Annotated in this window: 27 protein-coding genes and 1 pseudogene; 24 read left to right on the top strand and 4 right to left on the bottom strand. The window is 69.7% G+C overall.

What is annotated here, in order from left to right; all coding sequences use genetic code 11:
* Positions 1–6 precede the first annotated feature (6 nt).
* Both AB0N81_RS34700 and AB0N81_RS34695 read left to right on the top strand, forming a co-directional pair.
* On the top strand, positions 7–210 hold the full coding sequence (locus tag AB0N81_RS34700; RefSeq protein WP_365365532.1) for a hypothetical protein: 204 nt from the start codon (positions 7–9) through the stop codon (positions 208–210).
* A gap of 43 nt (positions 211–253) precedes the next feature.
* The gene (locus AB0N81_RS34695; protein WP_365365530.1) at positions 254–1,768 is read left to right on the top strand and encodes an ATP-binding protein; all 1,515 of its coding nucleotides are present in this window, start codon (positions 254–256) and stop codon (positions 1,766–1,768) included.
* Between the two features lie 345 nt (positions 1,769–2,113).
* Here AB0N81_RS34695 and AB0N81_RS34690 read toward each other — a convergent pair whose 3' ends face one another.
* On the bottom strand, positions 2,114–3,181 hold the full coding sequence (locus AB0N81_RS34690; RefSeq protein WP_365365528.1) for a hypothetical protein: 1,068 nt from the start codon (positions 3,179–3,181) through the stop codon (positions 2,114–2,116).
* 239 nt (positions 3,182–3,420) lie between these two features.
* Here AB0N81_RS34690 and AB0N81_RS34685 point away from each other — a divergent pair, with 239 nt between their 5' ends.
* From AB0N81_RS34685 to AB0N81_RS34645, 9 genes are all read left to right on the top strand, one after another.
* The gene (locus AB0N81_RS34685; protein ID WP_365365526.1) at positions 3,421–4,119 is read left to right on the top strand and encodes a hypothetical protein; all 699 of its coding nucleotides are present in this window, start codon (positions 3,421–3,423) and stop codon (positions 4,117–4,119) included.
* Entirely contained in the window at positions 4,101–4,580 is a 480-nt protein-coding gene (locus AB0N81_RS34680; RefSeq protein ID WP_365365524.1) for a hypothetical protein, read from the top strand. Before AB0N81_RS34685 ends, AB0N81_RS34680 begins: the two co-directional genes overlap by 19 nt.
* Positions 4,577–5,179: a hypothetical protein gene (locus tag AB0N81_RS34675; protein ID WP_365365522.1), complete on the top strand. Its 603-nt coding sequence runs from the start codon at positions 4,577–4,579 to the stop codon at positions 5,177–5,179. The genes AB0N81_RS34680 and AB0N81_RS34675 overlap by 4 nt, the downstream gene beginning before the upstream one ends.
* 212 nt (positions 5,180–5,391) lie before the next feature.
* Positions 5,392–6,411, top strand: a complete 1,020-nt coding sequence (locus AB0N81_RS34670; protein WP_365365520.1) for a hypothetical protein — start codon at positions 5,392–5,394, stop codon at positions 6,409–6,411.
* Positions 6,412–6,461: 50 nt separating this feature from the next.
* A complete protein-coding gene (locus AB0N81_RS34665) occupies positions 6,462–7,007 on the top strand; it encodes a hypothetical protein (RefSeq protein WP_365365518.1) in 546 nt (181 codons plus the stop codon).
* A gap of 20 nt (positions 7,008–7,027) precedes the next feature.
* A complete protein-coding gene (locus AB0N81_RS34660) occupies positions 7,028–7,600 on the top strand; it encodes a hypothetical protein (RefSeq protein ID WP_365365516.1) in 573 nt (190 codons plus the stop codon).
* Positions 7,492–8,412, top strand: coding sequence for a glycosyltransferase (locus AB0N81_RS34655; RefSeq protein WP_365365514.1), 921 nt, complete (start codon positions 7,492–7,494; stop codon positions 8,410–8,412). Before AB0N81_RS34660 ends, AB0N81_RS34655 begins: the two co-directional genes overlap by 109 nt.
* Positions 8,412–8,951: a hypothetical protein gene (locus tag AB0N81_RS34650; RefSeq protein ID WP_365365512.1), complete on the top strand. Its 540-nt coding sequence runs from the start codon at positions 8,412–8,414 to the stop codon at positions 8,949–8,951. The genes AB0N81_RS34655 and AB0N81_RS34650 overlap by 1 nt, the downstream gene beginning before the upstream one ends.
* A 13-nt stretch (positions 8,952–8,964) precedes the next feature.
* Entirely contained in the window at positions 8,965–10,134 is a 1,170-nt protein-coding gene (locus AB0N81_RS34645) for a hypothetical protein (protein ID WP_365365509.1), read from the top strand.
* A gap of 1 nt (position 10,135) precedes the next feature.
* On the opposite strand, the gene AB0N81_RS34640 is transcribed toward AB0N81_RS34645, so the two are convergent.
* Positions 10,136–10,366, bottom strand: a complete 231-nt coding sequence (locus AB0N81_RS34640) for a hypothetical protein (protein WP_365365507.1) — start codon at positions 10,364–10,366, stop codon at positions 10,136–10,138.
* Positions 10,367–10,599: 233 nt separating this feature from the next.
* Between AB0N81_RS34640 and AB0N81_RS34635 the strand changes: the two genes are divergently transcribed.
* From AB0N81_RS34635 to AB0N81_RS34610, 6 genes are all read left to right on the top strand, one after another.
* Positions 10,600–10,947: a hypothetical protein gene (locus tag AB0N81_RS34635; RefSeq protein ID WP_365365505.1), complete on the top strand. Its 348-nt coding sequence runs from the start codon at positions 10,600–10,602 to the stop codon at positions 10,945–10,947.
* Between the two features lie 22 nt (positions 10,948–10,969).
* A complete protein-coding gene (locus AB0N81_RS34630) occupies positions 10,970–11,989 on the top strand; it encodes a hypothetical protein (protein WP_365365503.1) in 1,020 nt (339 codons plus the stop codon).
* Between the two features lie 287 nt (positions 11,990–12,276).
* Positions 12,277–13,197, top strand: a complete 921-nt coding sequence (locus AB0N81_RS34625; RefSeq protein ID WP_365365501.1) for a hypothetical protein — start codon at positions 12,277–12,279, stop codon at positions 13,195–13,197.
* Positions 13,198–13,237: 40 nt separating this feature from the next.
* A complete protein-coding gene (locus AB0N81_RS34620; protein WP_365365499.1) occupies positions 13,238–14,128 on the top strand; it encodes an MFS transporter in 891 nt (296 codons plus the stop codon).
* Positions 14,128–14,466: a hypothetical protein gene (locus AB0N81_RS34615; RefSeq protein ID WP_365365497.1), complete on the top strand. Its 339-nt coding sequence runs from the start codon at positions 14,128–14,130 to the stop codon at positions 14,464–14,466. The genes AB0N81_RS34620 and AB0N81_RS34615 overlap by 1 nt, the downstream gene beginning before the upstream one ends.
* Positions 14,467–14,495: 29 nt before the next feature.
* Positions 14,496–14,993: a hypothetical protein gene (locus AB0N81_RS34610; RefSeq protein WP_365365495.1), complete on the top strand. Its 498-nt coding sequence runs from the start codon at positions 14,496–14,498 to the stop codon at positions 14,991–14,993.
* Between the two features lie 15 nt (positions 14,994–15,008).
* On the opposite strand, the pseudogene AB0N81_RS34605 reads toward AB0N81_RS34610, so the two are convergent.
* Positions 15,009–15,131: pseudogene (locus AB0N81_RS34605) on the bottom strand (IS5/IS1182 family transposase); the annotation flags it as partial.
* Positions 15,132–15,167: 36 nt separating this feature from the next.
* A complete protein-coding gene (locus AB0N81_RS34600; protein WP_365365493.1) occupies positions 15,168–17,858 on the bottom strand; it encodes a tetratricopeptide repeat protein in 2,691 nt (896 codons plus the stop codon).
* A gap of 206 nt (positions 17,859–18,064) precedes the next feature.
* Here AB0N81_RS34600 and AB0N81_RS34595 point away from each other — a divergent pair, with 206 nt between their 5' ends.
* The 7 genes from AB0N81_RS34595 (at position 18,065) to AB0N81_RS34565 (ending at position 22,324) form a co-directional block, all read left to right on the top strand.
* Entirely contained in the window at positions 18,065–18,247 is a 183-nt protein-coding gene (locus AB0N81_RS34595) for a hypothetical protein (RefSeq protein WP_365365491.1), read from the top strand.
* 203 nt (positions 18,248–18,450) lie between these two features.
* The gene (locus tag AB0N81_RS34590) at positions 18,451–18,810 is read left to right on the top strand and encodes a hypothetical protein (RefSeq protein WP_365365581.1); all 360 of its coding nucleotides are present in this window, start codon (positions 18,451–18,453) and stop codon (positions 18,808–18,810) included.
* A complete protein-coding gene (locus AB0N81_RS34585; RefSeq protein WP_365365490.1) occupies positions 18,807–19,709 on the top strand; it encodes a hypothetical protein in 903 nt (300 codons plus the stop codon). The genes AB0N81_RS34590 and AB0N81_RS34585 overlap by 4 nt, the downstream gene beginning before the upstream one ends.
* Positions 19,710–19,731: 22 nt before the next feature.
* Entirely contained in the window at positions 19,732–20,439 is a 708-nt protein-coding gene (locus AB0N81_RS34580) for a hypothetical protein (protein ID WP_365365488.1), read from the top strand.
* Positions 20,440–20,460: 21 nt separating this feature from the next.
* On the top strand, positions 20,461–21,201 hold the full coding sequence (locus AB0N81_RS34575) for a hypothetical protein (RefSeq protein WP_365365486.1): 741 nt from the start codon (positions 20,461–20,463) through the stop codon (positions 21,199–21,201).
* Between the two features lie 318 nt (positions 21,202–21,519).
* On the top strand, positions 21,520–21,933 hold the full coding sequence (locus AB0N81_RS34570; protein WP_365365484.1) for a hypothetical protein: 414 nt from the start codon (positions 21,520–21,522) through the stop codon (positions 21,931–21,933).
* A gap of 25 nt (positions 21,934–21,958) precedes the next feature.
* Positions 21,959–22,324 carry a hypothetical protein gene (locus AB0N81_RS34565; protein ID WP_365365482.1) on the top strand — a complete coding sequence of 122 codons (366 nt, stop codon included), beginning with the start codon at positions 21,959–21,961 and terminating at the stop codon, positions 22,322–22,324.
* Positions 22,325–22,411: the final 87 nt, after the last annotated feature.

The following is a 22,411-nucleotide window of genomic DNA, read 5'->3' as shown; positions in this document are numbered from 1 at the left end:
CTTGCATTGCGCACACTCCAGCGCTCCCCCTCCACCGCCGTCATATTCACCGGCACCGCCGAGCTCGCCACCGCTCCCCCGGCATCCGCCGCCAGCTACCACTGCAAGACCAGCACCACGTCCGTCGACGACGCCGCCTACGAGGGCTTTTGGGCGGAGGACGCCAGCGGCTATGGGCACCACCAGTTCGCCGCGTCACCGATCGTGTGATCGCCCGCCGCCCCGACCGCCGTCACCTGAAAGCCACTTAGTCATGAGCCACCGGCCCGCCCGCCGCGCCCGCCGCGCTTCCGCCTCCCCTCTGTTCACCCCGCACGGCACCGACCGCGCCAGCCGCAAAGCGGCCCGCCGCCAGCTCGCCGAGGCCGCCGCCAAGGCCCGGGCCGAAGCCGCCCTGCACTCAGCCGGCGCCGAACCGGCCGAGCAGGAGATGCCGCTCCCCCTCTTCCCGCCCGGCGGTCGCCCCGGCCCCGCCTCCGCCCGCGGCGGCAAGCTGAAACTGCCTGCGCACCGCATGACCACCGCGACCGTCGCGGGCGCCTACCCCTTCCTCGCCGAAGGCGGCCTCGGCGCCGAGGGCATCTACATCGGCCGCGACGTCCACGCCGAAGCGAGCTTCTGCTTCGACCCGTTCGCCCTGTACGGCAAGATCGAAGGCTTCACGAACCCCAACGTCCTGTTGGCCGGAGTGATCGGCCAGGGCAAGAGCGCCCTGGCGAAGTCCTTCGCCCTGCGGTCGGTGGCCTTCGGGTACCGCGTGTACGTGCCGTGCGACCCCAAGGGAGAATGGACCCCCGTGGCCACAGCCCTCGGCGGCACCTCCATCGCACTCGGCCCTGGACTGCCAGGCAAGCTCAACCCCCTGGACGCAGCCCCGCGCCCGCCCTCGGTCTCCGAGACGGACTGGGCCAGCGAAATCCGCAAACGACGCCTGCTCCTGCTCGGTTCCCTGGCCCGCACCGTACTCGGACGGGACCTGCTGCCGATGGAGCACACCGGACTCGACGTCGCCCTGGACGCCGTAGTCACCCGAGCCGCGGCCACCGGCCACACCCCCCTGCTCGGCGACATCGCCACCATGCTCAACAGCCCCGACGACCTTGATGCCGCCGGCGGCCTGATGTCCGGCCGCCTCGGCGACGCCTCCCGCGACCTCGCCCACGCCATGCGCCGCCTCGTGCACGGCGACCTCGCCGGAATGTTCGACGCACCCTCCACCGTGAACTTCGACCCCAACAGCCCGATGCTCACCATCGACCTGTCACGCCTGGGCGGATCCGGCGACGACACCGCCCTCGTCCTCGCCATGACGTGCGCGTCAGCCTGGATGGAATCCGCGCTCTCCGACCCGAACGGTGGTCGGCGCTGGATCGTGTACGACGAAGCCTGGCGCCTGATGCGCCACCCCGGCCTCCTCCAACGCATGCAGAGCCAGTGGAAACTGTCCCGCGGCCTGGGCATCGCCAACCTCATGGTCATTCACCGGCTGTCCGACCTGCTCACCGCCGGCGACGCAGGATCCCGCGGACGAGCCCTCGCCGAGGGCCTGCTCGCCGACTGCTCCACCCGCATCATCTACCGCCAGGAAACCGACCAACTCCACGCAGCCACAGCACTCTTGGGCCTCACCTCCGTGGAGAGCGACGCCATCGCCCACCTCAACCGCGGACGCGGCCTATGGAAGGTCGCCGGACGATCCTTCATCGTCCAGCACCTCCTCCATCCACAGGAATTGTCGCTCTTCGATACAGATACCCGAATGCATTAGAAGGTCCTTGAGTTCACGAATACGGATGTCGTGTCCCTATGAACTCAAGGATCATGGGCCGATGACGTCCCATACTCAAGGGTTGGACCGGCCGGGCCAAGGTGCGATCCGCGACCCAGAGATCCCCTGTCGAGACACCTTGTCCGGTGCGGCGGGGCAGCATCTGCCGATGGCCGTGACCAGCGACACGAAAGGTAAGCCTGCACGGTCGGCTCCGCAGTTGTGCAGACCCACCCTGCGTCTTCGGCGACATCCCCGGCGACCGTGTACCGATCACTGTTCCCGCTTACGAAAGCCACGACTGCCGCCTGGCCACAGGGAGGAATCCTCCACATAGACAATGGCCTAGCAGCCATGGAGGTGTCGTTGGGTGCGGTACTCGAAGGCGTCCGTGGCAGCCACCTGCCACCTCTCCTGGCAGACCTCGGTGCGAGGGTGACCTTGCGGACTGTACAGCGGCAGGTGCGCGAGGGGGCTGCCGCCGGCGAAGAGCCGGTTGTCGCCGTCCACGGCGACGACGTGGTGGGTGCCGTCGGCGGTGACGGCAACGTACGTATAACCGGCCTGGATATCGCGTGCAACCTGGTCTTCAGGCTCCTTGAAGTCCATGGGGATGAAGGATCGGACGGTGATGCCGCAGTAGATCGTCGCCCCATCGCTGCTGAAGCTATGCACAATGACCCGTCCCTTGCCGAGCGGCGGGGTCTGCTGAGTCCGTCTGCGCACCTCGGACTCGGTCTGAGGACGGCTGGGTTGGTCAGGGTGGCGCCGGTCGTAATCGTGGCTGATGTACTGCTTCAGAGGGAAGTACTCCAGTTGCTCGGTGCCCGGAACGTAGCGGGCCAGGGTGGGGTCACAGCGGTGGAAGAACGAGAAGGCGTCCAGCAGCGTGTCGACCACCAGATGACCGCCGACTGCGATCCTGTAAGCATTGTGGGCGCCGGGGCGGGTTCCGGTGCTGGTACGGATGGCGTCGGGGAGCTGGTCGTACGGCTGCCACGAGGGGAACACCCGGACGTGGTTCACACCCCCGACAATGCGGTCCGTCTTGACATCGACGGTAGCCGGCAAGTGGATGTCCGCGTTGCGCAGCAGCAGAAGCCCCCGGACTACCTGCCCCTGCGGATCGGATGCGAGAAGACTTCGGTACCGGTCCTGGTCAGCAGGGCTCTGGCTGGCACAGATCACCTCTAGGTCGAGGGTCCGGATGGCCGCCAGCGCGGGTGCAATCTCCAGGGCGACTCGCTCGATGTCCACGTCCATGCCATGCACGTGGCAGAGCGCAGTTGAGGTCGTGGCGGCCGCTTCCCAGACGTGCGAGATGTACAGAGCGAGGCCGTGCATCTTTTGACGCCCCTTGGCGTGACGCGCGGTGTCGGCGACAGGAAACAGGCCGTTCGGTCGTGAAGTCATGGATGAGCCGTTCCCTCATGTGACTCCGCCCGCAGGCGAAGGGAGCAGAGTACCGAAGCCGTCGCAGTGGTTGAAGGGATGCGCGATTTCCAGCATGGGGTGTGTCTATGGGTCGGGTGCGCCGCTCCACCTTCTGCCACCGTCGGCTCCCAGATGACGTGTGAGGCGGTCGGCGCCTCACCACAGCATCTCGAACGGCTCCAGCCCCAGACGGCCCCGCTGACATCCTCGCCCAACTCGTGTTCATGGCAGCCCGCCACCTCGACCATCTGCATAAAGAGTTCGCTGACGCCGCCCAGTACGCGGCCGCCAATCTGACGCGTGCCGCCACCGGGAAGACATCGATCAACTCACTCGGCATCCTGCAGAACAGCGCCACTCAAATCGACATCCTGGCCGCGCGCCGCGCCGACGCCGTCGAGCACCTCACGGTGCTCATCCACGCGTACCGGCAGGTGACAACAGGCGACCAAGCCGCCCCACGCCTGGCGCGCCTCCAACTGTCGCCCCGTTCCGTCCAGAGGCAGCTGGCACGACGCCCATCCGCGCAACGCCCGGCCGGTGGCCCTGCCTCTCGCTTTCAGGGAGCTCACGCCCGCCGCCCGTACCGACCGCGCCCCTACGCCGACGCGCTCGCCTCCCCGCCTGGCGGGCGACTGGCGACAGCCACCCCGCTCTATGTCCACGGCTTCCGGTACCACCCGCACCCGGGCGCCCTCCTGCTGCTCGCCGCGACCGGCGTGGCCAGTCAGGCACTGCGCACCCAGGCCTTGGCCCAGCGGCTCGCCGTCCACGGCGTCGGCGTTAACCTCCGTCACAGTCCGCCGCCTTCCGTCGCGCCGCCTGCGGTGAAAGCCCAACCCGCGCTGCCGGACTCGAGGCTCGTAACCCACCACCGATTGTCCCGCGCCGGGCCTCGATGCCCGGCTCCGCTCTAAGGAGATCCCACCTGCCCGCCCCTTCCACCACGACCCCGGCTCCCACTCCTCCGGGCGTTGTCACACCCACCGATCCCGACGGCCGCTATGTATTCGGCCGTCAGGTCCTCGCACTCACCGACCATCTCAACGGCACCACGTCCTACGAGCGAGCCGCGGCCCTCGCCGACCAGGTCCTGGAACCGACCGACGGCCTGCTGGCGCGGCTCGCCGAGTTCTTCGAAGCGGCGGCCGAGAAGGCCAAGGAGTCCGATCACGACGACGGGTTCGACCTCCACTACGACCTGGAGGACGCCGCGGCCACCGTGCGCGGGCTCGGTGAGGACCTTCACGTCGCCGTCGACCGCATGCGCGCGCTGGACCCCGGTTCCCCCGCGCCCCAGGCCACGAAAGCCACGGTGCCGGGCGCGAGCATCGGGCTACCGACGGCGGTACGCCCCGCATCTGGTCGTACCCGGTGAACACGCCAGAGCCTGCCGGTCCGCTCGCCGGGCTGGAGCAGGCAGCGCACCTGCACTCACTGGCCGAGCGCATCCACCATGCCGCCGACGATCTCCCGGCCCCGGAGCCCACGCACTCGCTCGCCAGCATCTGTGAGGAGGTCGAGAACCAAGTCCGCGTCATAGCGGGCCTTTTCACTTCTCTCGCGAGTGAGGCCACCTTCCACAGTCGCGTGGTGGATCGGCATCCCGGCGCTACCGATCCCCTCGCCTGCCACAAGATCGCCCTGATGACGCGTGCAGCCGATCCCCTCGGCTGGGCTCTGGCCAAGCTGGGCGAAGCCGTCGCCCAAATCGGCCACCTCCAGGAGATCAGCGCCGACCCGCGAACCCCTGAACGGGCCAAGGCCCTCACCACCGCCCGCGCGACCCTCGACAGCCGGCTCGCCAGCGCCCATGCGCACCTGAGCAACGCGGCCAGCAACCTGCACCGGGACGCCGACCGGCTCATCACCTCGGCGTCCAGCATCCAACGTGCGCCAGCTCCTCCGTCCGCTGAACCGAACCGGCCGCCCGCCGCACCGCCCGTACGACCCACCGCATCTAGAACCCTCCGCTGACCTGCACAGACGCTGAACGATGGTCCAGCGTTGGGCAGTCTCGCGCCCGGCGTCTCCGCATGGAAGAGGCTGCAACATAGCGGGCAATCCCCGGTTAGCGAAACCGGGGATTGCCCGGACTCTAGAGGCGGATCACCCACCACCCCTTCCTTCAGGAGCACCTCATCCGCCGCCCTCTCCACCGCTTCCCCCTGGTCATCGCCACCGCCTGCGTGGCCCTGGCCGCCACTGCCTGCAACAGCGGCAGCGACAGTCCCGAGGCCAAGAACACCACCCCCTCCGCGAGTGCCGACAAGCAACGGGAGCTGCCGCCCGCACTCACCAAGCAGCAGGCCCTCGCCGCGATCGACCGGTACGCGACGGTCAACAACAAGGCCAACGCCGTCCGCGACCGCGACCTGCTCGACACCATCGAGGACGGCCCGCTGTATGCCATGTCGGTCTCGGAGTACAAGGAGACCGAGGGCCTGACCAAGGCCGAGCGCAAGCCGTACAAGCCGTGGGCGTACGACACCCAGAACTCCACGCTGTACATCCCGCGGATCGCCCCCGGCCAGCCGCGCTGGTTTGCCGCCGCGCTCTCCGGCACGAAGGGCAAGGCCCCCAGCCGGCTCGCCGTCTTCGCCGAACAGCCGCAGCACAAGCGGTGGGAGATGGTCTCCGTCGCCGACCTGTACGGCAAGGGCTTGCCCAAGGTCGCCCTGGACTCCGACGGGTACGCCACCGCCGTCGCGGCCAACGGCAACAAGAACGTCGCAGCGGGGGCCGACCTGCTGCGCAGCGGCATCCTGGACAACTTCGCCACCGGCGGCCAAAACTCCGGGAAGAAGATCTTCACCAAGAGCAAGGCGAGCAGCCAGCAGATCAAGGTCCACGACAAGACCGTCACCAAGTACGGCAGTCAGGGCACCAGCACGTTCGCCGGTGCCACCAACCGCCACCGTGACGCGTACGCGCTCAAGACCACCGACGGTGGTGCGCTGGTCTTCTTCTCCCACACTCACAGCCAGACCGACGCGGTCGCCCGCTCCGGGCTGCAGCTCAATCCCGGCAAGACCGACCGGGCCTGGCTGCACGGCGTCCCCCGCCTCTCCATCCGGTACACGTTCGTGTGCAACGACGCCGCTACCGTCCCCGCGAAGGCCGCGCCCTCCACGCTGCTGGCCTACACCTGCGCCCGCACCGACGCCTCTGGTCCGCCCGTGAACTCCGCGTCCCTGCCCCGCGTGTAGCGCAGCCCACGCCCGCACCGCACCGCACCGCACCGCACCTGGAACATCCCTTGCCTGATCCCGACTTCGAGCTGTACGACAACGTCGGCCGCGACGCCGACCAGATCGCCGCCGCCCGCTACGGCATCGCCACTGACCGCGATCTGCTGCGCTGGGCGAAGCGAGATGCCGAGCCCTTCCTGGCCGAGCACGCGCTGCCGGACACGCCCCTGCCGAGCCCGCTCCTCGCCCCGTATCAACGCGCACTCGCCGCCGCCGAGACACCAGCGCAGGTCAGCGCCGTCACCCAGCACCTCCTGGACGCTGCCGAACCCGTGCTCCAGGCGATCAGCGACTACCTCTTGGCCGCTGCCCGATGGCGCGGCCAGAACCGCGGAGCCGAGCCCCAGTCCCCGCCCAAAATGCTGATGACGGCAGCCAGCCGCAGCCTCGACGTGCTGGCCCTCGCGCACCAAGCCGACCTGGCCATCCTGCGCACCGTCTACGACCCTGCGCCCGCACCGAAGGCGCGGGCCAACGGCCCGGCCAACACCGCCTCCCCTCTTCCCCCGGCGCCCCCGCAAACCCCTCCCCCGCGGCCGACCTCCGGCCGGTAACCAGCACTCCCCGAGGTCACTTGACCACGCGCTCTGTCATCGCCCGCCCCACCGAGACCGGCTACACCGGCATATACGTCCACCATGACGGCTACCCCAGCGGTCGCCTCCCGCTGCTCCTGGCCGCCTACCAGCACCGCTTCGCCCGCGATGTCGAGGCCATGAGAATCCACCTCATCGACCATGTGAGCATCGCCTGGGACGAGCTGGGCACCGACCTCCTCGATGGCACCCCGAAGTCGCTACTCAAGCAGCTGACCGGCGGGGAGAGATGGCCCAGCCGCGAGATGAACGACATCATCACCTCGGACGGCTCCCCGCCCGAACGGCAGGTCATCAACGAGGCCAACTCCGGTGCCCTGTCCTGGGGTTACGTCCTGCATTCCGTCAGCGTCGAGGTCATCAGCCTGTACGCGGCCGACCGCGGCCCGATCATCGACTGGAACACCGACCCGCGCACGCGATTCAGCGACCACCCCTACCTGTGGCTCCCCGGACAACCGGTGCCCGCCACACGGCCGCCACGCACCACACCGGCGCCCGCCGCCCCGGCGCCCACCTCACCGGCCGCACGGCCCGCCACCCACCGCTGACTTCGCACCTTACGTCTCTGGAGAACGTTCTGTCCTCGCACTCCCGCCCCGACATCACGGTCGTCATCGCCACCCGGCTGCTGCCCGAACGCCTGGGCTACCTCGCCGAACTGCACGCCAGCCTGATGCGGCAAACCGTGCCGTGGGAAGCCGCCCTCGTCCTTGATGGGGCCGACCGCGCGCTGCTGCCGGAACCGCTGGCCGCCGATGCCCGCATACGCGTGGTCGAACTGCCCCGCCCGGTCGGCGCTGCCGCCGCCCGCAACCTGGGCCTGCGTATGGTCCGCACTCCCCTGGTGTGTTACATGGACGATGACGATGTGGTGCCGGACGACAGCCTCGCCGTCCGGCACCAGCGGATCACCGAGACTGGGCTGGGCTGGGTGGCGGGTTGGAGCGCCGACCTGCATCCGGACGGCTCCACCACGATCTGGCGCTGCCCGACGCCCCCCGGCGTGCACCAGCCCGGTGACGTGACCGGTTACTGGGCCAGCCCCGATGCCCAGATCCCGCTCGGCCAGACCATGCTCCTGGCCCAGACCGACCTCGTCATCGCCGCGGGTGGGCACGGCGGGCTCCCCGCGGGGGAAGACTTCTTGATGGTCAACGGCGTGACCAACCTCGCCGCAGGCGAACTGCTGCCGCACGTCGTCTATTTCTACCGGCAGCATCCCCACCAGATGACCGCCGGCGGCGCCGTGGCCTACCGGGATCTTCGGGGTCCTTCGCGCGACTTCGCCTTCCGGCACGGACGTGCACTGCGCGCCGCGCTGCGGCACGCACGACCGCGAGGGCAGGAGCTGGTGTCCTGATGGCCTCCGACGTCACCCAGACCACCTTGGACTACCTCGCCCGGCGTTTCAACGGTGTCGCCGCCCAACTTCCCACCTCTCATGCGGGCGTGGATCCGGCGGCGCTTACCGACGCCATCGCCCTACTCGCGCACCACCTCACCTACGCCGGCGAACGCGCGCAGGAACGCTTCACCGCCTCCGAGAGGGTCTACCTCCCCGAGCGCCACACTCTGATGCGGCTCGCCGAGGCGATGACCGCCGTCACCGGCGCCATGGGCCACCTGACCAAGGCCCTGGACTGTGTATCCACCGGCTTCTACCGCGAGGCCATCCCGGGGGCGGAGACCTCGCACCTGCGAGGCGATTCCAAAGCACTGCGGATCAGCGCGGCCGAGGAGTGCAGCTCGGCCCGGACACAACTCATCGCCGCCGCTGCACAACTGCGCACCGAAAGCGGCGGCAGGGCCGAGCGGCCCCGGCTCGCCACGGACCCGATGACACCTCCGCCCGCTCAACGCCCTGCCCCCGCGGTCCCCGTGCCGCGGACTGCGCGCTGACCACCAGGACGACATGTCACCCTCTCCTCCCACTCAGATCATCCTCAGTACCAGCCGCGCCGACGGGCTCGTCGCCGTCCCTTACGGCGAGGAGCACCTCCGGGCCGCCCATGCCTTGGAAGACGCTGGCTTCCAGCGGATCCCTGGCGGCGCTTTCGCCGCGCCGCTGACCGACCCAGCGGCCACCCGGCAGATGGCCAGTGTCCTGGTGCACCGCGCCCACGAGTGCGGCGCGACCATCACCACCAGTCCCCGGCCCTTCCTCGGGGACTTCGGCGAGGACCTCGCCGCCCGGCTGCCCGGCGCCTGGAGCGCGCGGCTGGAGCTCTACTACAACCCTGTGGTGCAGGAGGACCTCATCGGCCCGCTGTGGGACAGGGGAAATCTTTGCCAGGCTGTGCTCCACGACGCCGTTCCCGGTGCCGTCGTCCTCACGAACGGGGCGGGTACGGAACTGCTGCTGATCGAACGTCCCGGGCACGGTGGCGGATACCTTCTGGGCGCCTTCGCCCCCGAGGGGTACGACGACAACTGGGAGGAACCCAACGCACCGCGCAGCATTGTGCTGCCCGGCGAACCGGACCTCGCCGCCCGCGCCGTCACCACCACGTTCCTGCCCGCCTACAGCCGGGCCCTGCACCAGCGTCGGCTCGATACGGTCCTGAGCGCGCTGGAGCGCATCCGGGCCGAGTACGAGACCCTGCAGGCCATCAAAGCGTCCGGCCGCTACAGCGACGGCATCCCGCTCGCCGACTCCCGGATGCTTCCCGAGATGGAGCGCACGTTCGCCGACTACGCCTGGCTCTCCTTCCGCGACGTACTTGAGCACGCTCCCGTCCTGCTCAGCCGGTGCCGCCCCGCCATGACTCCCTGGCCCGAGGATGCCGCCGCACTGGACTGCCTGCGCTCGGCACTCGCCGACAGCCAGGAAACCCGGGACGAGGACCAGGAACTGCGCGGCGCCCTCCTCTCCGTCGGCGGGTGGAAACAGGCACGCAGCCGCTTCGGTCTCGCCGCCCTGCCCGCGATCGAGACCTGGCTCGCCGAAGGTGAGGCATTCGAGCGCCAGGCCCGTGCCGCTGTCCCGGGCGGACCGGTGGCGCTGTCGGCCCCGAGCCCCCACCTGCTCACCGCCCGCCCGGCACCCCCCGCCGTGCGCCGGCCTTCGGCGGCACACCGCTGACCTAGCAGAAAGGATCCGCCTCCTGTCCGAACACTTCCACTTCGCCGTCCATCCCGAGTACGGCTTCGTCGCCGCTCCCACGGCCGCGGTCACCCCCCACCTGGCCGAGTGGCTCCTCACCCGCGAACAGTTCGAGCCCGTCCCCGAGCTGGCGGGCGTGTACCGGATCGCGCATCCGGAACAGGACGGCCGGCGCCGCACCCGCCAGGCCGTCCAGGACCTGCGTGCCCACGGATTGCGAGTGCACGCCGATTACTCGCTCGACCCCGCGATCACCCCCCAGCCCGCTCGCCCGTACCTCCTCAACGGACCGCTGGAGCGCCGCCGACGCACCGCCCAGGCCGCCGCAGCCACCTCTGCGCAGCGCACGCCGGCACGGCCCACCACTCCGGCACAGCCCTCGGCTCAACCGACCGCCGTCGCCGGACGCGCTCCGGGCCCCGGCGCGGCACGGGGGCGATGAGCATGAGTACCGAGCCCATCCGCATCGCCCGCAAACGCGGCGGCGAGGTGGACGTCGAGGGCCCCGTCGATGAGTTCGCTGCCCAGATCCTGGACCGCGCGGGGTTCATCTTCCGCCCGATTCTGGGCGGCGTCTGGATCCGGCTGCATTTCGACACCGGCCAGGCGCATGAGAACCAGCAGGCCACCTATGCCGCCCAGATGCTCATCGCTGCGGGCTACCAGGTCGATCTCGATCCGAGCCTGCTCCCCGCCGCCGGGCACTGCGCGCCGGTGAACGGGTGGCCACCGCGAACCCCCACCTGGCCGTCACATCCCGCGCCCCACTCCACGCAGCGGCGCCGGCACTGACCTCTCCTGCACGCAAGGCACCATGACCCCCTCCGCCAAGATCACGCTCTACCTCAGCGCCCACAACAAGATCATCGCCCTGCCGAGCGGGACCGGCCGCAGGTGGGCCGAGACCGCACTGGACCTGTCCGACTTCACCAAGAGCCACGACCCGACCCGCACCCTGGCGCTGGATGACCAGGCCCGAGCGCGTCAGGCGCTCACCCATCTCCACCAAGCCGCCCGCGACTGCCAGGTGACCATCGCCACTCACCCCCGCCCCTATCTAGGCGACATCGCCGAGTCGATCGTGGCGGCACTGCCGGGCCACTGGATGGCAGACGTCGAGCCCCTGCCACAGGAACAAGACCACCCGTACTACCTACGAGACTTCGTCTGGGAGGCTGGCGAGGTCTCCGACCTCCTGGACAGGTCTCCGCTGGGCTTCGCAGCGCTCCTCCGCGACGGCGGCGGCACTGAGCTGCTGCTGGTCGAGCGCCCCTCAGACGGCGCGTACATGGTCGGCGCCCTGATCCCGAGCCCTGATCACGTCCATGTGACAGCCCCGGCTCCGCGCAGCGTCATCGCGTCCGATGCCCGGCTCGCCGCCCGGTTCACCCAGACTCGCCTGCTGCCCGACTACAAACGAGCCGTCCTTCTCTCACGGCTGGACGAAGCGGAACGGGACCTGCACTGGGCGCGGGAGGAGCACAAGCCGGGGACGCACACCGCCGCGGACCTGCAGGGGGCGCTGTACCGGTTCCGCACCCACGCCATCGCGTTCATCGCCACCCTGCGCGACAACACGCCGCTCTCGGTCGAGCAGACCATCTTCCTGGATCGCATGGAGGACGCCCTGAACCTCGACGCACTGGACGACCCCGATCCCGAGGCCCTCGCCGACGCGGGGGCAGTGTGGCTCGTCGACGGCGAGGAGCTGATCGAGATGGCCCGCGCCGCCACGCCTGCGCCCGCCACCCCACCCGCCAAACCCAAGAGGCTGGCCACGGCCCCACCGCCACCAGGGGCGGTGGCCTCCAACGTCCCCGGCCCGCGCCGCTAAACCCCACACGCAGCCACCACGCCCCTGTACCGGAGTACCTCATCACCGACATCCCCGCCGAAGACCTCGGCACCGCCCTAACAGAACTGCGTACCTTCCAGGGGCAGTTCGCACTCATGCACCGGCGGAACGAGCGCGCCTGGTCCCAAGCAACGGCCGCAGATGCCTCACAGGCCGCAGCAGTCATTACACAGAGCCGTCGCCGAGAAGGGGCCGAGCTGTTCGAGCGCCATGTGGCGCCGCACGCGAACACGCTGCTGGCCGCCGCACGGAGTGCCGTGGAAACCATGCCGCCGGCCCGACACCATGCCGCGTGGCGCGAGCTGATCGACGACATGGCCCACGCCGCGGACCACATCGCCCGCATCCGGTCCGCGCCCGACAAGCAGCCCGAGCCCGATGCCTCTCGCGTGCGTCACCTCCAGCTGTGGCCCTACGTTCTGGCCTGGGCCGAACGTTCCTTCATCATCAGCGGCCTTGCCGAACAGCACCGCCCCACCGGTCCGCCACTGCCATCCGAGGAGCAGCAGCTATGGACGGACCTCGCACTGAAGGCACGGCGGCACGGCGACTTGGACGTCGACGAGGTCTGGTACAGCGCCGACAACGAGCTGATCACCCTGGCCCATCTCGTCGAGCACGGCGACCAGACGGTGGTGGTGCTGGCGGGTGAACTCGGCAGCGAACAGATGCGGGTGCTCGGCCACTACGACACCGTGCAGAAGGCCATCGAAGCGTCCCCGCCCCCGGCCCCCGCCGGGGTCCTGCGCCCAGACTTCTCGCCCTTCGCACCCCAGGCTCCCGCAGCGGAGGCCCCAGTCGCGAAACTGGTCCGGCAGGTCGAGGAGGCACGGCACACCGGGGATGTCTACATGGCGCTGCTCGACGCCGTGGACGACTCCGGGTTCTCCCGCGGTCCGCTGCCCCGCCTGGCCGACCTCCTCGACCGGGCGGCGACGTTCGCTGACGCGCTGGAGACGAAACAGGGCCAGCGCTCCGCTGCCCGCCTGTCCGTCCTCGCAAGACAGCTGGGCGCGCTGAGAGAGGAAATCGAGTCCGCCATGGAGGACCTCGGTGCCGGCGTCCTGCCACCGCACCGCACGCCCCGCCCCGTGTTCCACGTCGCCCCCACACCACCGGCGCCGTCGCCCACACCATCTGCCGTTCCGGCCGCGCCCCACGCCCCCGGCACTGCCCGCCGCCGCTAGCACCCCCTGAACCGGGGTGCCTCACCCCAGAAAGCGCCCGTTGACCTCCACCACCGACTCCGGCCCGCTGCTTGCACAACGCCACGTCGCCCGCCTGCTGTTCGGGACCCTGATCGGACGTCTGCCCAACGGCATGGCGCCCGTCGCGATTCTCCTGCTCGTCGCCGACCAGGGCGGATCACTGAAGACGGGCGGACTGCTGTGCGCGCTGTACGCACTGGCCTCCGCCATCGGGCAGCCGGTCCTGGGCCGGATGGTCGACCGGCGCGGCCAGAGCCTGGTCACCGCCGCGGCGGTCCTGCTCACCACGGTCTGCCTGCTGGCCCTGGCCGTGGTCGACGTCGCCGCCCGGTCGGGCCTGGCCACCGCTCTCGTCACCCTCGCCGGTCTGAGCACCCCGCCGCTGGAAGCAGGACTGCGGGCTCTATGGCCCGCGGTCCTGCCCGACGAGGCGCGGCGCCGGGCCGCTCTCGCGCTCGACACCGGCGCCCAGGGGCTGATCTACGTCACCGGCCCCCCGCTGGTCGCCGTGCTGTCCACGACGACCGGGCCGCGCACCGCGATGGTGGTGAGCGCCTCGCTCGGGCTGGTGGGCGCCGCGGTGGTACTGAGTGCCGCGCCGTCGCGCCACTGGCGCCCGGCCCGAGCGACCCAGCGCACCGGGCCGCTCGGGCCCCTCGCACATGCGGGACTGCGCTGGTTGTTCGTCGCGGTGAGCGGCGTCGGCTTCGCCCTGGGCGCGATGAACGTCTGGGCCGTCGCCTTTGCCGAGGATCTCGGGATGGACCTGTTGTCCGGGCTCATCCCGGCCGCGCTGTCCATCGGCAGCCTCGTCGGCGGCTTCCTCTACGGGAAGCGCACCTGGCCGGGCACCATCACCGGCAACTCCGCTTCGCCGCACTCGTGTTCGCGGCCGGATGGCTTCCGCTGATGGCGGTCACCGGCCCCGTCTCCGCGGTCGCGCTGACGGCTGTGCCGGGTCTGCTGCTCACCGCCGTGATCACCTCCGCCTTCCTGACCGTGGACGCCCTCACTCCGGCCGGCACCACGACCGAGGCGTACGCCTGGCTGATCGCTGCGGTGGGCACCGGCCAGGCCGCCGGGACCGCCCTGTCCGGCACGCTCGCCGAGCACCCGCCGATCGGTGCGGCTCTTCCTTCGGCCGGCGCCGCGCTCACCCTCACCGTCCTGCTCGCCGCCCACCGGCATCTCGCCGTCCCCGACGCCACCGCCCGGCGCCGCCGTGCACCGACTCACGCCGCTCGCTGAACACCCGTTACGCACAAGGAATCTCACCCATGGCTGTCAAAACGTCCTATGAAGTTGTCCACACCTGTGGGCACACCGTGACCCGCAATCTGTCCGACCGTCCCGCCGACAAGCGTGCGTCCTTCGCCCGGTGGCTCGCCTCCAAGGACTGCACCAACTGCTGGAAAGCCGCCCGCGACAACGACAGCACCAGCAAGGAGGAGTGGCTCGCCGCCAAGCGCGCCGCCGAACAGCAGGCCGCCGCCGACTGGGCCACCCAGTTCGAGATGCCACCGCTCGAAGGCCCCGAGAAGGCTCTGGACTGGGGCGAACGCTCCCGCCACCAACTGGTCACCGCCGCCTACGCCACGCTGGTCAGCGAAGGCACCTGGGACGAGGCGGACTGGGCCGCGCTCGAAGAGAAGATCCGCACGATCACCCGCGCCGGGTGGTGGATCGACCAGCGGGACGCTGAAGGCACTGGCCTTCCCGAACTTCTCGACGCCGCCACGGAGGCCGATCGTGGCTCGGAGAACCCCTTCCGCTAGGCACTGTTTCTCGGATCATGTGCGGAGCCAGATGGTGAGTGCTGCGAGGGTGACGGTGCCGAGGTAAATGTAGGCCCGTTTCTCGTAGCGGGTGGCCACGGCTCGGAAGCCTTGCAAGCGGTTGATGGCTCGCTCGACGGCACGGGGGGCCCAGCCTCGGGGCGAGACACGCAGTCAACGGCCACTGGGCTTCTCCCCCGGCAGCTCCTTTCCACGACAGGACAGGTGCGCAGCTTCGGCGGCACGCTGCGCCCTTTCCTCCTGGCCGAGGTCGCCTATCTCGTGGAAGATCTCGGCAGCGCTGGTAAGCGCAGTCACTGCTTCTTCTGAACACCCCCATTCCATCAAGAAGATGCCCAGCGCGAAGGAGGCATGTGCCTTGCTAGGGCTTGCTTCGAGACAACTGAATACCGTGACGGCCTGCTGGAGTTTTTGGATCGCTGACGCATGTTGGTGTTGATCTTTTAGAAGTAGGCCCAGACACGCCAACGCGGCGCCCTCGTTGGAGCGGTCCCAGTGCCCACCGGCTTCATGACTGAGTCGGATCGCCCGGCGGTAGCACTCGGCAGCCGCCTCGCCTTGGCCAGCCGCTCTCAGGGCTACTCCCAAGTTGCGGAGGGCCAGCGACTCGACGCTCCGACTCGTGTGAGACAGCTCGCTCACGGCATCCCGCAAGGCCTCAATAGCTTCACTCGTACGCCCAGCGCCGTACAGCATGACCCCGAGGTTCAGCAGGGCCGTGCCCGCCACATGCACATCGCCTGCCTCCCGGAGCAGTCTGACGGCGTGCCGGTATTCGCCGACGGCCTGCGTTTGGTTGTCCCCGCGACCAAGAGCGTCGGCAAGTGCCCGCCGCCCTCTGCCTTCTATGCTCTTGCCGTCGCTGAGCCGACGCGCAAGCTCAATAGCCTTCTGCGCCGCGGAGATGGCTTCCTTCACTGCATCGCCCTCGCGCAGCACGTGACTAAGCTGTATGAGCGCTTGGCCTTCTCCATTCTCGTCGCCTGCTTGATGCGCGGCCCGGACTGCCACCCGCGCGGTGGCAATCCCCTCCTGCGAGCCCCCCTCAAACCAGTTCTCCAGGGCCTTGGGCAGGTCTCGGGCGATGTCGAGGTGCCCGTTGGTCTCGGCCAGCTGCACTGCGGCGACCAGGTTGGACCGCTCAGCCTCCAACCACGCCACGGCTTGATCCCGATCCGTGAACCCCTGCGAACGCGAGGCCGGGAGCTCCAGGATGTAGCTCGAGGCACAGCGAGCCCGCTCCAGGTAGTGCTGCAGCAACCTCCGCTGCAGCTTCGCAACGGGATCAACAACTACGCGTTCGGCGGCATACAGCCGCATCAGGTCGTGCAGCCGCCATCTGCCCCAGGAATCTCCGTACTCGACCAGGTGTGCCGCAGCCAGCCCCCTCAGCAGCTCTTCGGCTTCGTAGAGATCAACAGCAGCGAGATGGGCTGCGATTTCGCTGGAGATGTCCGGTCCGGGGGCGAGTGACAGGAGTCGGAACATGCGGGCGGCGTGCGGCTGCTCGTTCAGCTGCAGGTAGGACAGATCGAAGGCTGCGCGCACTGGGTGGTCGCCTTTCCGCGCCCCCAGCCGCTCCAGTCGGGTGTGCGCCGCGGTAAGGGCCTGGGCCACAGAGACCAGAGGCCGCCGGGGGGCCGTGGCAAGCAGAGCCGCGCAGATGCGCAGCGCCAGTGGCAGTCCAGCACACAGGTGGGCAATGGCGGCGGCGTCGGCGGGAGCGTGAGCAATGCGTGTGTCGGCCTCGGCGCGAGCCGTCGTCAGCGCCCGGCGGAGCAGGTCGATCGAGTCTTTCTCACCGAGGACATTCAGATCATGCAGCCGGGCCTCGATTCCCAGGATATGGCGGGAGGTGATCAGTGCTGCACTGACGCCATCGGTGGGCAACAGCGGCGTCACCTGCTCAGCGGTGGAGGCGTTGTCGAGGACTAGCAGGATCCGCCGGTCCTGCTCGGCATAGGCGGCCAGCACGCTGCGGTACTGGCGAACACGGTCGTGCAGATCGGTGGGAATGTGCTCCCCCATTCCCAGCGCACGCAACAAGCTGTCCAACGCCCGCTCCGGCGCAAGGGCGCGCTTACGGTCGTAGCCGAACAAGTCGATGAACAGCACCCCGCCGGGAAACCCCGCTTCCCGCAGGGCTCTCGCCGCGGTATGCACGGCCAGCTCGGTCTTGCCCACCCCAGCCATTCCTGTGACCAACGTCACTCGCGCGGCGGAGTGTCGGCCGCACGCATCTGGGGCCAAGTCCGCAAGAAGCTCCCGCACGTGTTGGCTTCGGCCGGTGAACGTGGCTGAGGGCGCAGGCAGTCCGGACAGCGCCGGGGGAACCGACACGGGCAACTGAACCGTGCCGTGCCAAGCCTGCACGACGGGGCCGAGAAGGGATCCGCCGCCAATGGAGTTCCCCGTCTCATCCCGTTGCCGGTGGTCCGGGCGGACCGTATCTGCGGTGGCCCGTCCCGTGCCCCCGCTGAGCAGGCCTGCCTGAGCCTGCTGACGCACCGTCGCCGCGCTAGAAGCCTCGGCCCTGCGCTTCCGCTCGCCCGTCAAGGCCTTTTGCCAACGGTCTTCCGCGAGCAGCTCGGCGACCGTCTCGGTTGTCTCGTTGCCTGCAGGCAAGTCCAGGATGCCTTGTCTGTCGGCCCAGTCACGGATGTCCTTAAGGATCATCAGAAATTCGTCGTCCCTGTGCGGGAACCGATCACCCCGCAGCCACGCACCGACGGTGTCACGCGACACCTTGGCATGCTTGGCCAGGGAGTTGTCCGAAGGCCGGCCACTCATCCGGCCACGTTTCAGATCTCCGATGCGGCGCAAATCCTCAAACAGGTTCGGCATCTTGGTCAGCGACCTCCGCTCCGTGAGTGTCCTGCCGGTCCAGGACGGCCCCGCCGGACACCATGCCCTCCCACTCGCCACCAGCGGTCATTGCATCCACATTGTCCAACCCATGGCAGATCGCAGCAGGACACGGCGCCGGACAGGCAGCCTCTTCCTCAATCGTTCCCTTCGGGGAAACTTGCACCCCTTGTCCGGAGAGCCCGATGACCACAATCCAACTGCTGTCGCTCCTGCTGGCCCTTTCCGCAGCGCTGCATACTGGCTGTGCCGCCGCGTTCATCGCCTGGCGCGGTGGCACCAGCCCAGCTCAGTCCCTGCTGCTCGGTGGCGGAGCCGCCGGCGCGGCCAGCGCTCTGTACTTCGCCGCCATCAGCGCCTATCGCTGATCGAAGCGGGCCAGAGGTGCCTAGTTGGGCGTGGCGGGCGCGGGGATGCCGTATACCCGACGATCCCCGGTTAGCGAAACCGGGGATCCTCCGGACCATTGTCCTTCCACCGCCGCCCGTGCCGTTCGTGGAAGGACCCCGTTGTGCCCCAAGCCGCCCGCCCGCCGTACGTTCCCGACGACATCCTCACGCCCAAGAGGGATATGACCCATGGGCACTTCCGGCCCGGTGACCAAGTCGTCGTTCTCAAGGGTGTGGCCGGCGGGGAGCTGTGGGGGGATGCCATGACGGTGGTGACTCCGTCCTGGCACACGCCCACCGAAGAGGACGGCTGGCGGCTGCGCGACCCCAACGGCGGGCAGCAGACCTTCGTCACCGCCCACCCCCGCTATCTGGTCCACCTCTCGCGGCGCTGCCCTGACTGCCTCATATACCTGCGCGCCCTGGAGGACTACCTGATCCCGAAGTTCGCCGACGCGGGCAGCGTGATCGACTGCGGCTGGTACTCCACCACCTCGCTGAACCAGCTCGTGCACATCGCCGATGCCCGGGGCGCCCGATGATCCCGCTCATCTGCGAGTCGCAGTTCTTCCCCTCCATCTCGGTCTCCGCCGCCCTGGGCCGTCCGATCGCCGCACAGGACGTTCTGGGTGATCTCGTGGTGGCATGCGCGCCTGTGGACTCCAGCATCGCCGAGGGCGGCCCCAAGGAGTGGATGTTCGCCGACTGGGAGGAGTACCTCCTCGCACCGCAGTTCCTCCACCCCTACGCGGCCGGGCTGAACGCCAACGCTCCCGAGATCTTCCACATGGCGGTCCGCCTGCACCCCGCTGACCGGGAACTGAGCCCGCCGGAGTGGGCGGAGATCGCCGAGCGGCTGACCCGCGTCACCGGCTTCGCACCCGCCGCAGATGAACACGCGTGCCGCTGGGTCGCCCTGCAGGCCGGCCCCGGCCGACTCGATGTGATCGCCAACCCCATCCGCGAAGACGGCACCCGGGCACGACAGCCGTGGCCCGTGCACGAGGCTCTCCGCAACGAGTGCCGCCTGATCGAAGGCGACCTGGGCCTTGTCCCCGCCCAGCGCCGTGGCGGGCGCCCGCTGACCGCGCATCTCCCGGGCCAACGCCCCTCCCTGCCACAGCCGGTGACAGAACAGTCCCCGCCTGCGGTGGCCGCGCAGCTCGCCACGCTGATGTGTCAGCTCGCCGACGAGACCAACGGGCCGATCGCCTCGGTGCGTGGCCTGGTCGAGCAGGCTGCGCATCGGCTGGAGGAGCTGCCCCACTCCTACGGTCCCGCAGCGGGGCACCGGCTGGAGTTGATCGCCCGGCGCCTGTACGGCATCCAGCAGGACTTGAAGGCCGCCACCGCGGATCTGCCCGGAGCCAACGAGCGCGCCACCCGGCCCACCCGCATGCCTGCCGCACCTCACCCAGCGCCCGAGCGCCATTCCCGCTGAACACTCCGAGAGAGCACTGCCCTTGACCATTGCCGACCGTTACCTGACCCTGCAACGCGACGTGCACTCGGACGAAGTCCTCGCCCGCGGCGGCGACCCGGAAGCGCACAGCATCTTGGAGCGCACCGGCTTCATCCCCGTCGTCCGCGTGCACGAGCACTACCACCGGCTGCCCACCGGCCTTGACGAAGCCGAGGAGAAACGTCTCGCCACCCGGGCCGTGGCACGGCTACGCGCCGTCCGGTACCACGTCGCCTGCGACGCGGCGTTCGAGACCGAACTGCGCGAGGCCCACTACCTCCCCCTCGGTGCTTCCGTCGCCCACCAGGCCGAACGCATCCGCCAGGCGACCACCACCGAGGAGGTCGCGGATGCCCTGACCGAACTCACCGCCGCCCACGACGGCGTCCTGGCTGCCCTCGACGATGTCCTCGCAGCAACCATCGAGTTCCACCTGAGCCTTGACGGACCATCTGACATCGCTACCGCCGGGCGGCTGCGCTACCTCTCCGAAGGCCACCTGGACGTCATCCGAGCCGATCTGGCCGCCGTCCGCGCCGAGCTAGCCGACCGGCACGAGCCTCACCCACAGCGCAGCGTATGCAGCGCCGAAGTCGGCCCGAACGAGCGCGAAGCCTCCGCCGTCTGCGGCTGCCCGCCCCCGCCCCTGCCCACCACCGCATCCAGCCCGCCGCCCACTGCCCCGGCCCCTGCCGGGCGACGGCGCTGAGCTCCCACCCCCGAGGAACCCATGCACGACCCCACCCCTGATCTCGCGTCCTTCGCCATCGCCCTCGCCGACGAACTCCCCGGCAACTGGACCAGCGAGCACCACACCCATGCGCAGTACCCCGACCAGTTCACCCGCGCCGAACACCTCTGGGACATGAACCTGGTCGCCCACGCCATCGCCGAGCACGTCCTGGACCAGGACGCGGTCCTCACCCGCGACGACGGCACCCGCCTGTACGTCATCCCGCGCCCCCGCAGCGGCGAGGAGTTCCTCGTCGGCGCCATCGCCCCGGCCGACATCCCTGCGGAAGCCTTCCGTACCGTGCGCGAGCCCGACGGCATCACCGTCCCCGACGACCCGGCCCAGGCCGCCGCGGACATCACGACCACCCTCCTGCCCCGCTACGACAAGGCCCTCGCCCAAGTCCGCGACAACGCCGCCCGCCTCGCCCCGGCGCTGCCCCCGGAACTCGTGGTGATCACGTTGAGCGGCCGGGACTTCCACGTCACCAAGCCCGACCGGGCCGATGCCGCCCAGATCCTCACCGACAACGGCTGCGTCTACGACAAGGACCATGACACCTTCGTGCTGCCCGGCGAGGACACCGCAGCCCAGGCCCAGGCCATCCAGCGGGCAGCAGCGCAGCTCGTCCAGCTCGGCATCGGCATCAGCGTGCGACTCCCGCAGGCCAAGCCCGCCCTGGACACCGCCCCGGTCGCGGCCCCGACCCCAGCAGCCCCTGCGGCGCGGACTCGGTGAACAGGTCGACGGACGACGAGCCGCCGTTCGTCGTCCTCGACTACGTGACCATCCCGCGGGATTCGAAGACCCAGTTGATCCTCGCGGTCGGCGGTGACGAACGCGCCAAGGGAATCCTGCAGACCGTCGGCAGCTTCATCTCCGCCGCCGGACCCCGCGGCCCCTACCAGCGCCAGCCGCACATCATGCCCGTCGAGCAGCAGCGTCAGGGCGCGCGCACCAGTGCACCCGCACTGCCCACCACACCGGCAACCACCCCGGCCAAGTCGCCTGCCCCCGGCGGTGATAGCCCCCCGAGAAGATCGGAGGAGCCCGCCCGTGGGCAACAGAGCCGACGCCGAAGGCAGCGACGTCGAGATCTACCGCAATCCCCTGACCGACACGATCCACGCCGACACCCCCACTGGTGCACCCAAGCAGCTCCTGGCCCTGCTCGACGCCCTCGGGCTGGAACGCAAAACCGAGGTCACGGCCGGCCCCGTCTACGTCTGGCACGAAGTCCCCAGCCACCTCAGCGAACAGGAGAAGAAGAAGGTCGCCACCCGTGCCTTGCCTTCTCTCCTGCTGGCCGGATACGTGGTCAACATCCCCGACGATCTCTTCGACACCGTGGCCTACCAGGAAGCGGTCGCCGACATCCGCAACCACCGCCACCCGGCCGCCGCGCCCCCGGCCGGAACCCGGCCCGCGCCCAAGGCCCCCAGCCGCACCGCTCCAGCCGCCCGGCGGTGAACCTCAACACCCCGGAACCTCACCCATGACGCTCGCCGACGAGCACGACGTCGACGTACTGGTCTACCACCGCGACGGCACCAACTACGTCGACAGCCGCACCAGTGCCCCCGAACACCTCCTCAAACTGCTCGATGGCCTCGGCCTCGACCGGCACTGCATGCCCGAGGAAGCCGACACCTTGCACCAAGTCCCCGAGCACTGGGGCGAGATGGCCATGAAACAGATGGCCGACCGCGCCATCCCCCTGCTGACCGGCGCCGGGTACCGCCTCGCCATCGACACCGTCTTCGGCGGCACCGCCCACCGGGCCGCCCGTGCCGCCGGGCGACCGTCGCCACCGGTGACACCACCTGACGCAGGCAGCCACCGCTCCCGCCGCTCCCTATAACCGTCCCCGGCCAGCTCCCGCCGCGGAGGCCGGCCCCCGCCACCCAAGAGATGCCGCACCTCCCCGCGCCCGACCGCACGCCCCCGC

The sequence above is a fragment of the Streptomyces sp. NPDC093510 genome (genome assembly GCF_040683555.1).
Taxonomy (GTDB): domain Bacteria; phylum Actinomycetota; class Actinomycetes; order Streptomycetales; family Streptomycetaceae; genus Streptomyces.
This window is presented reverse-complemented; position numbering and strand designations above follow the sequence as displayed.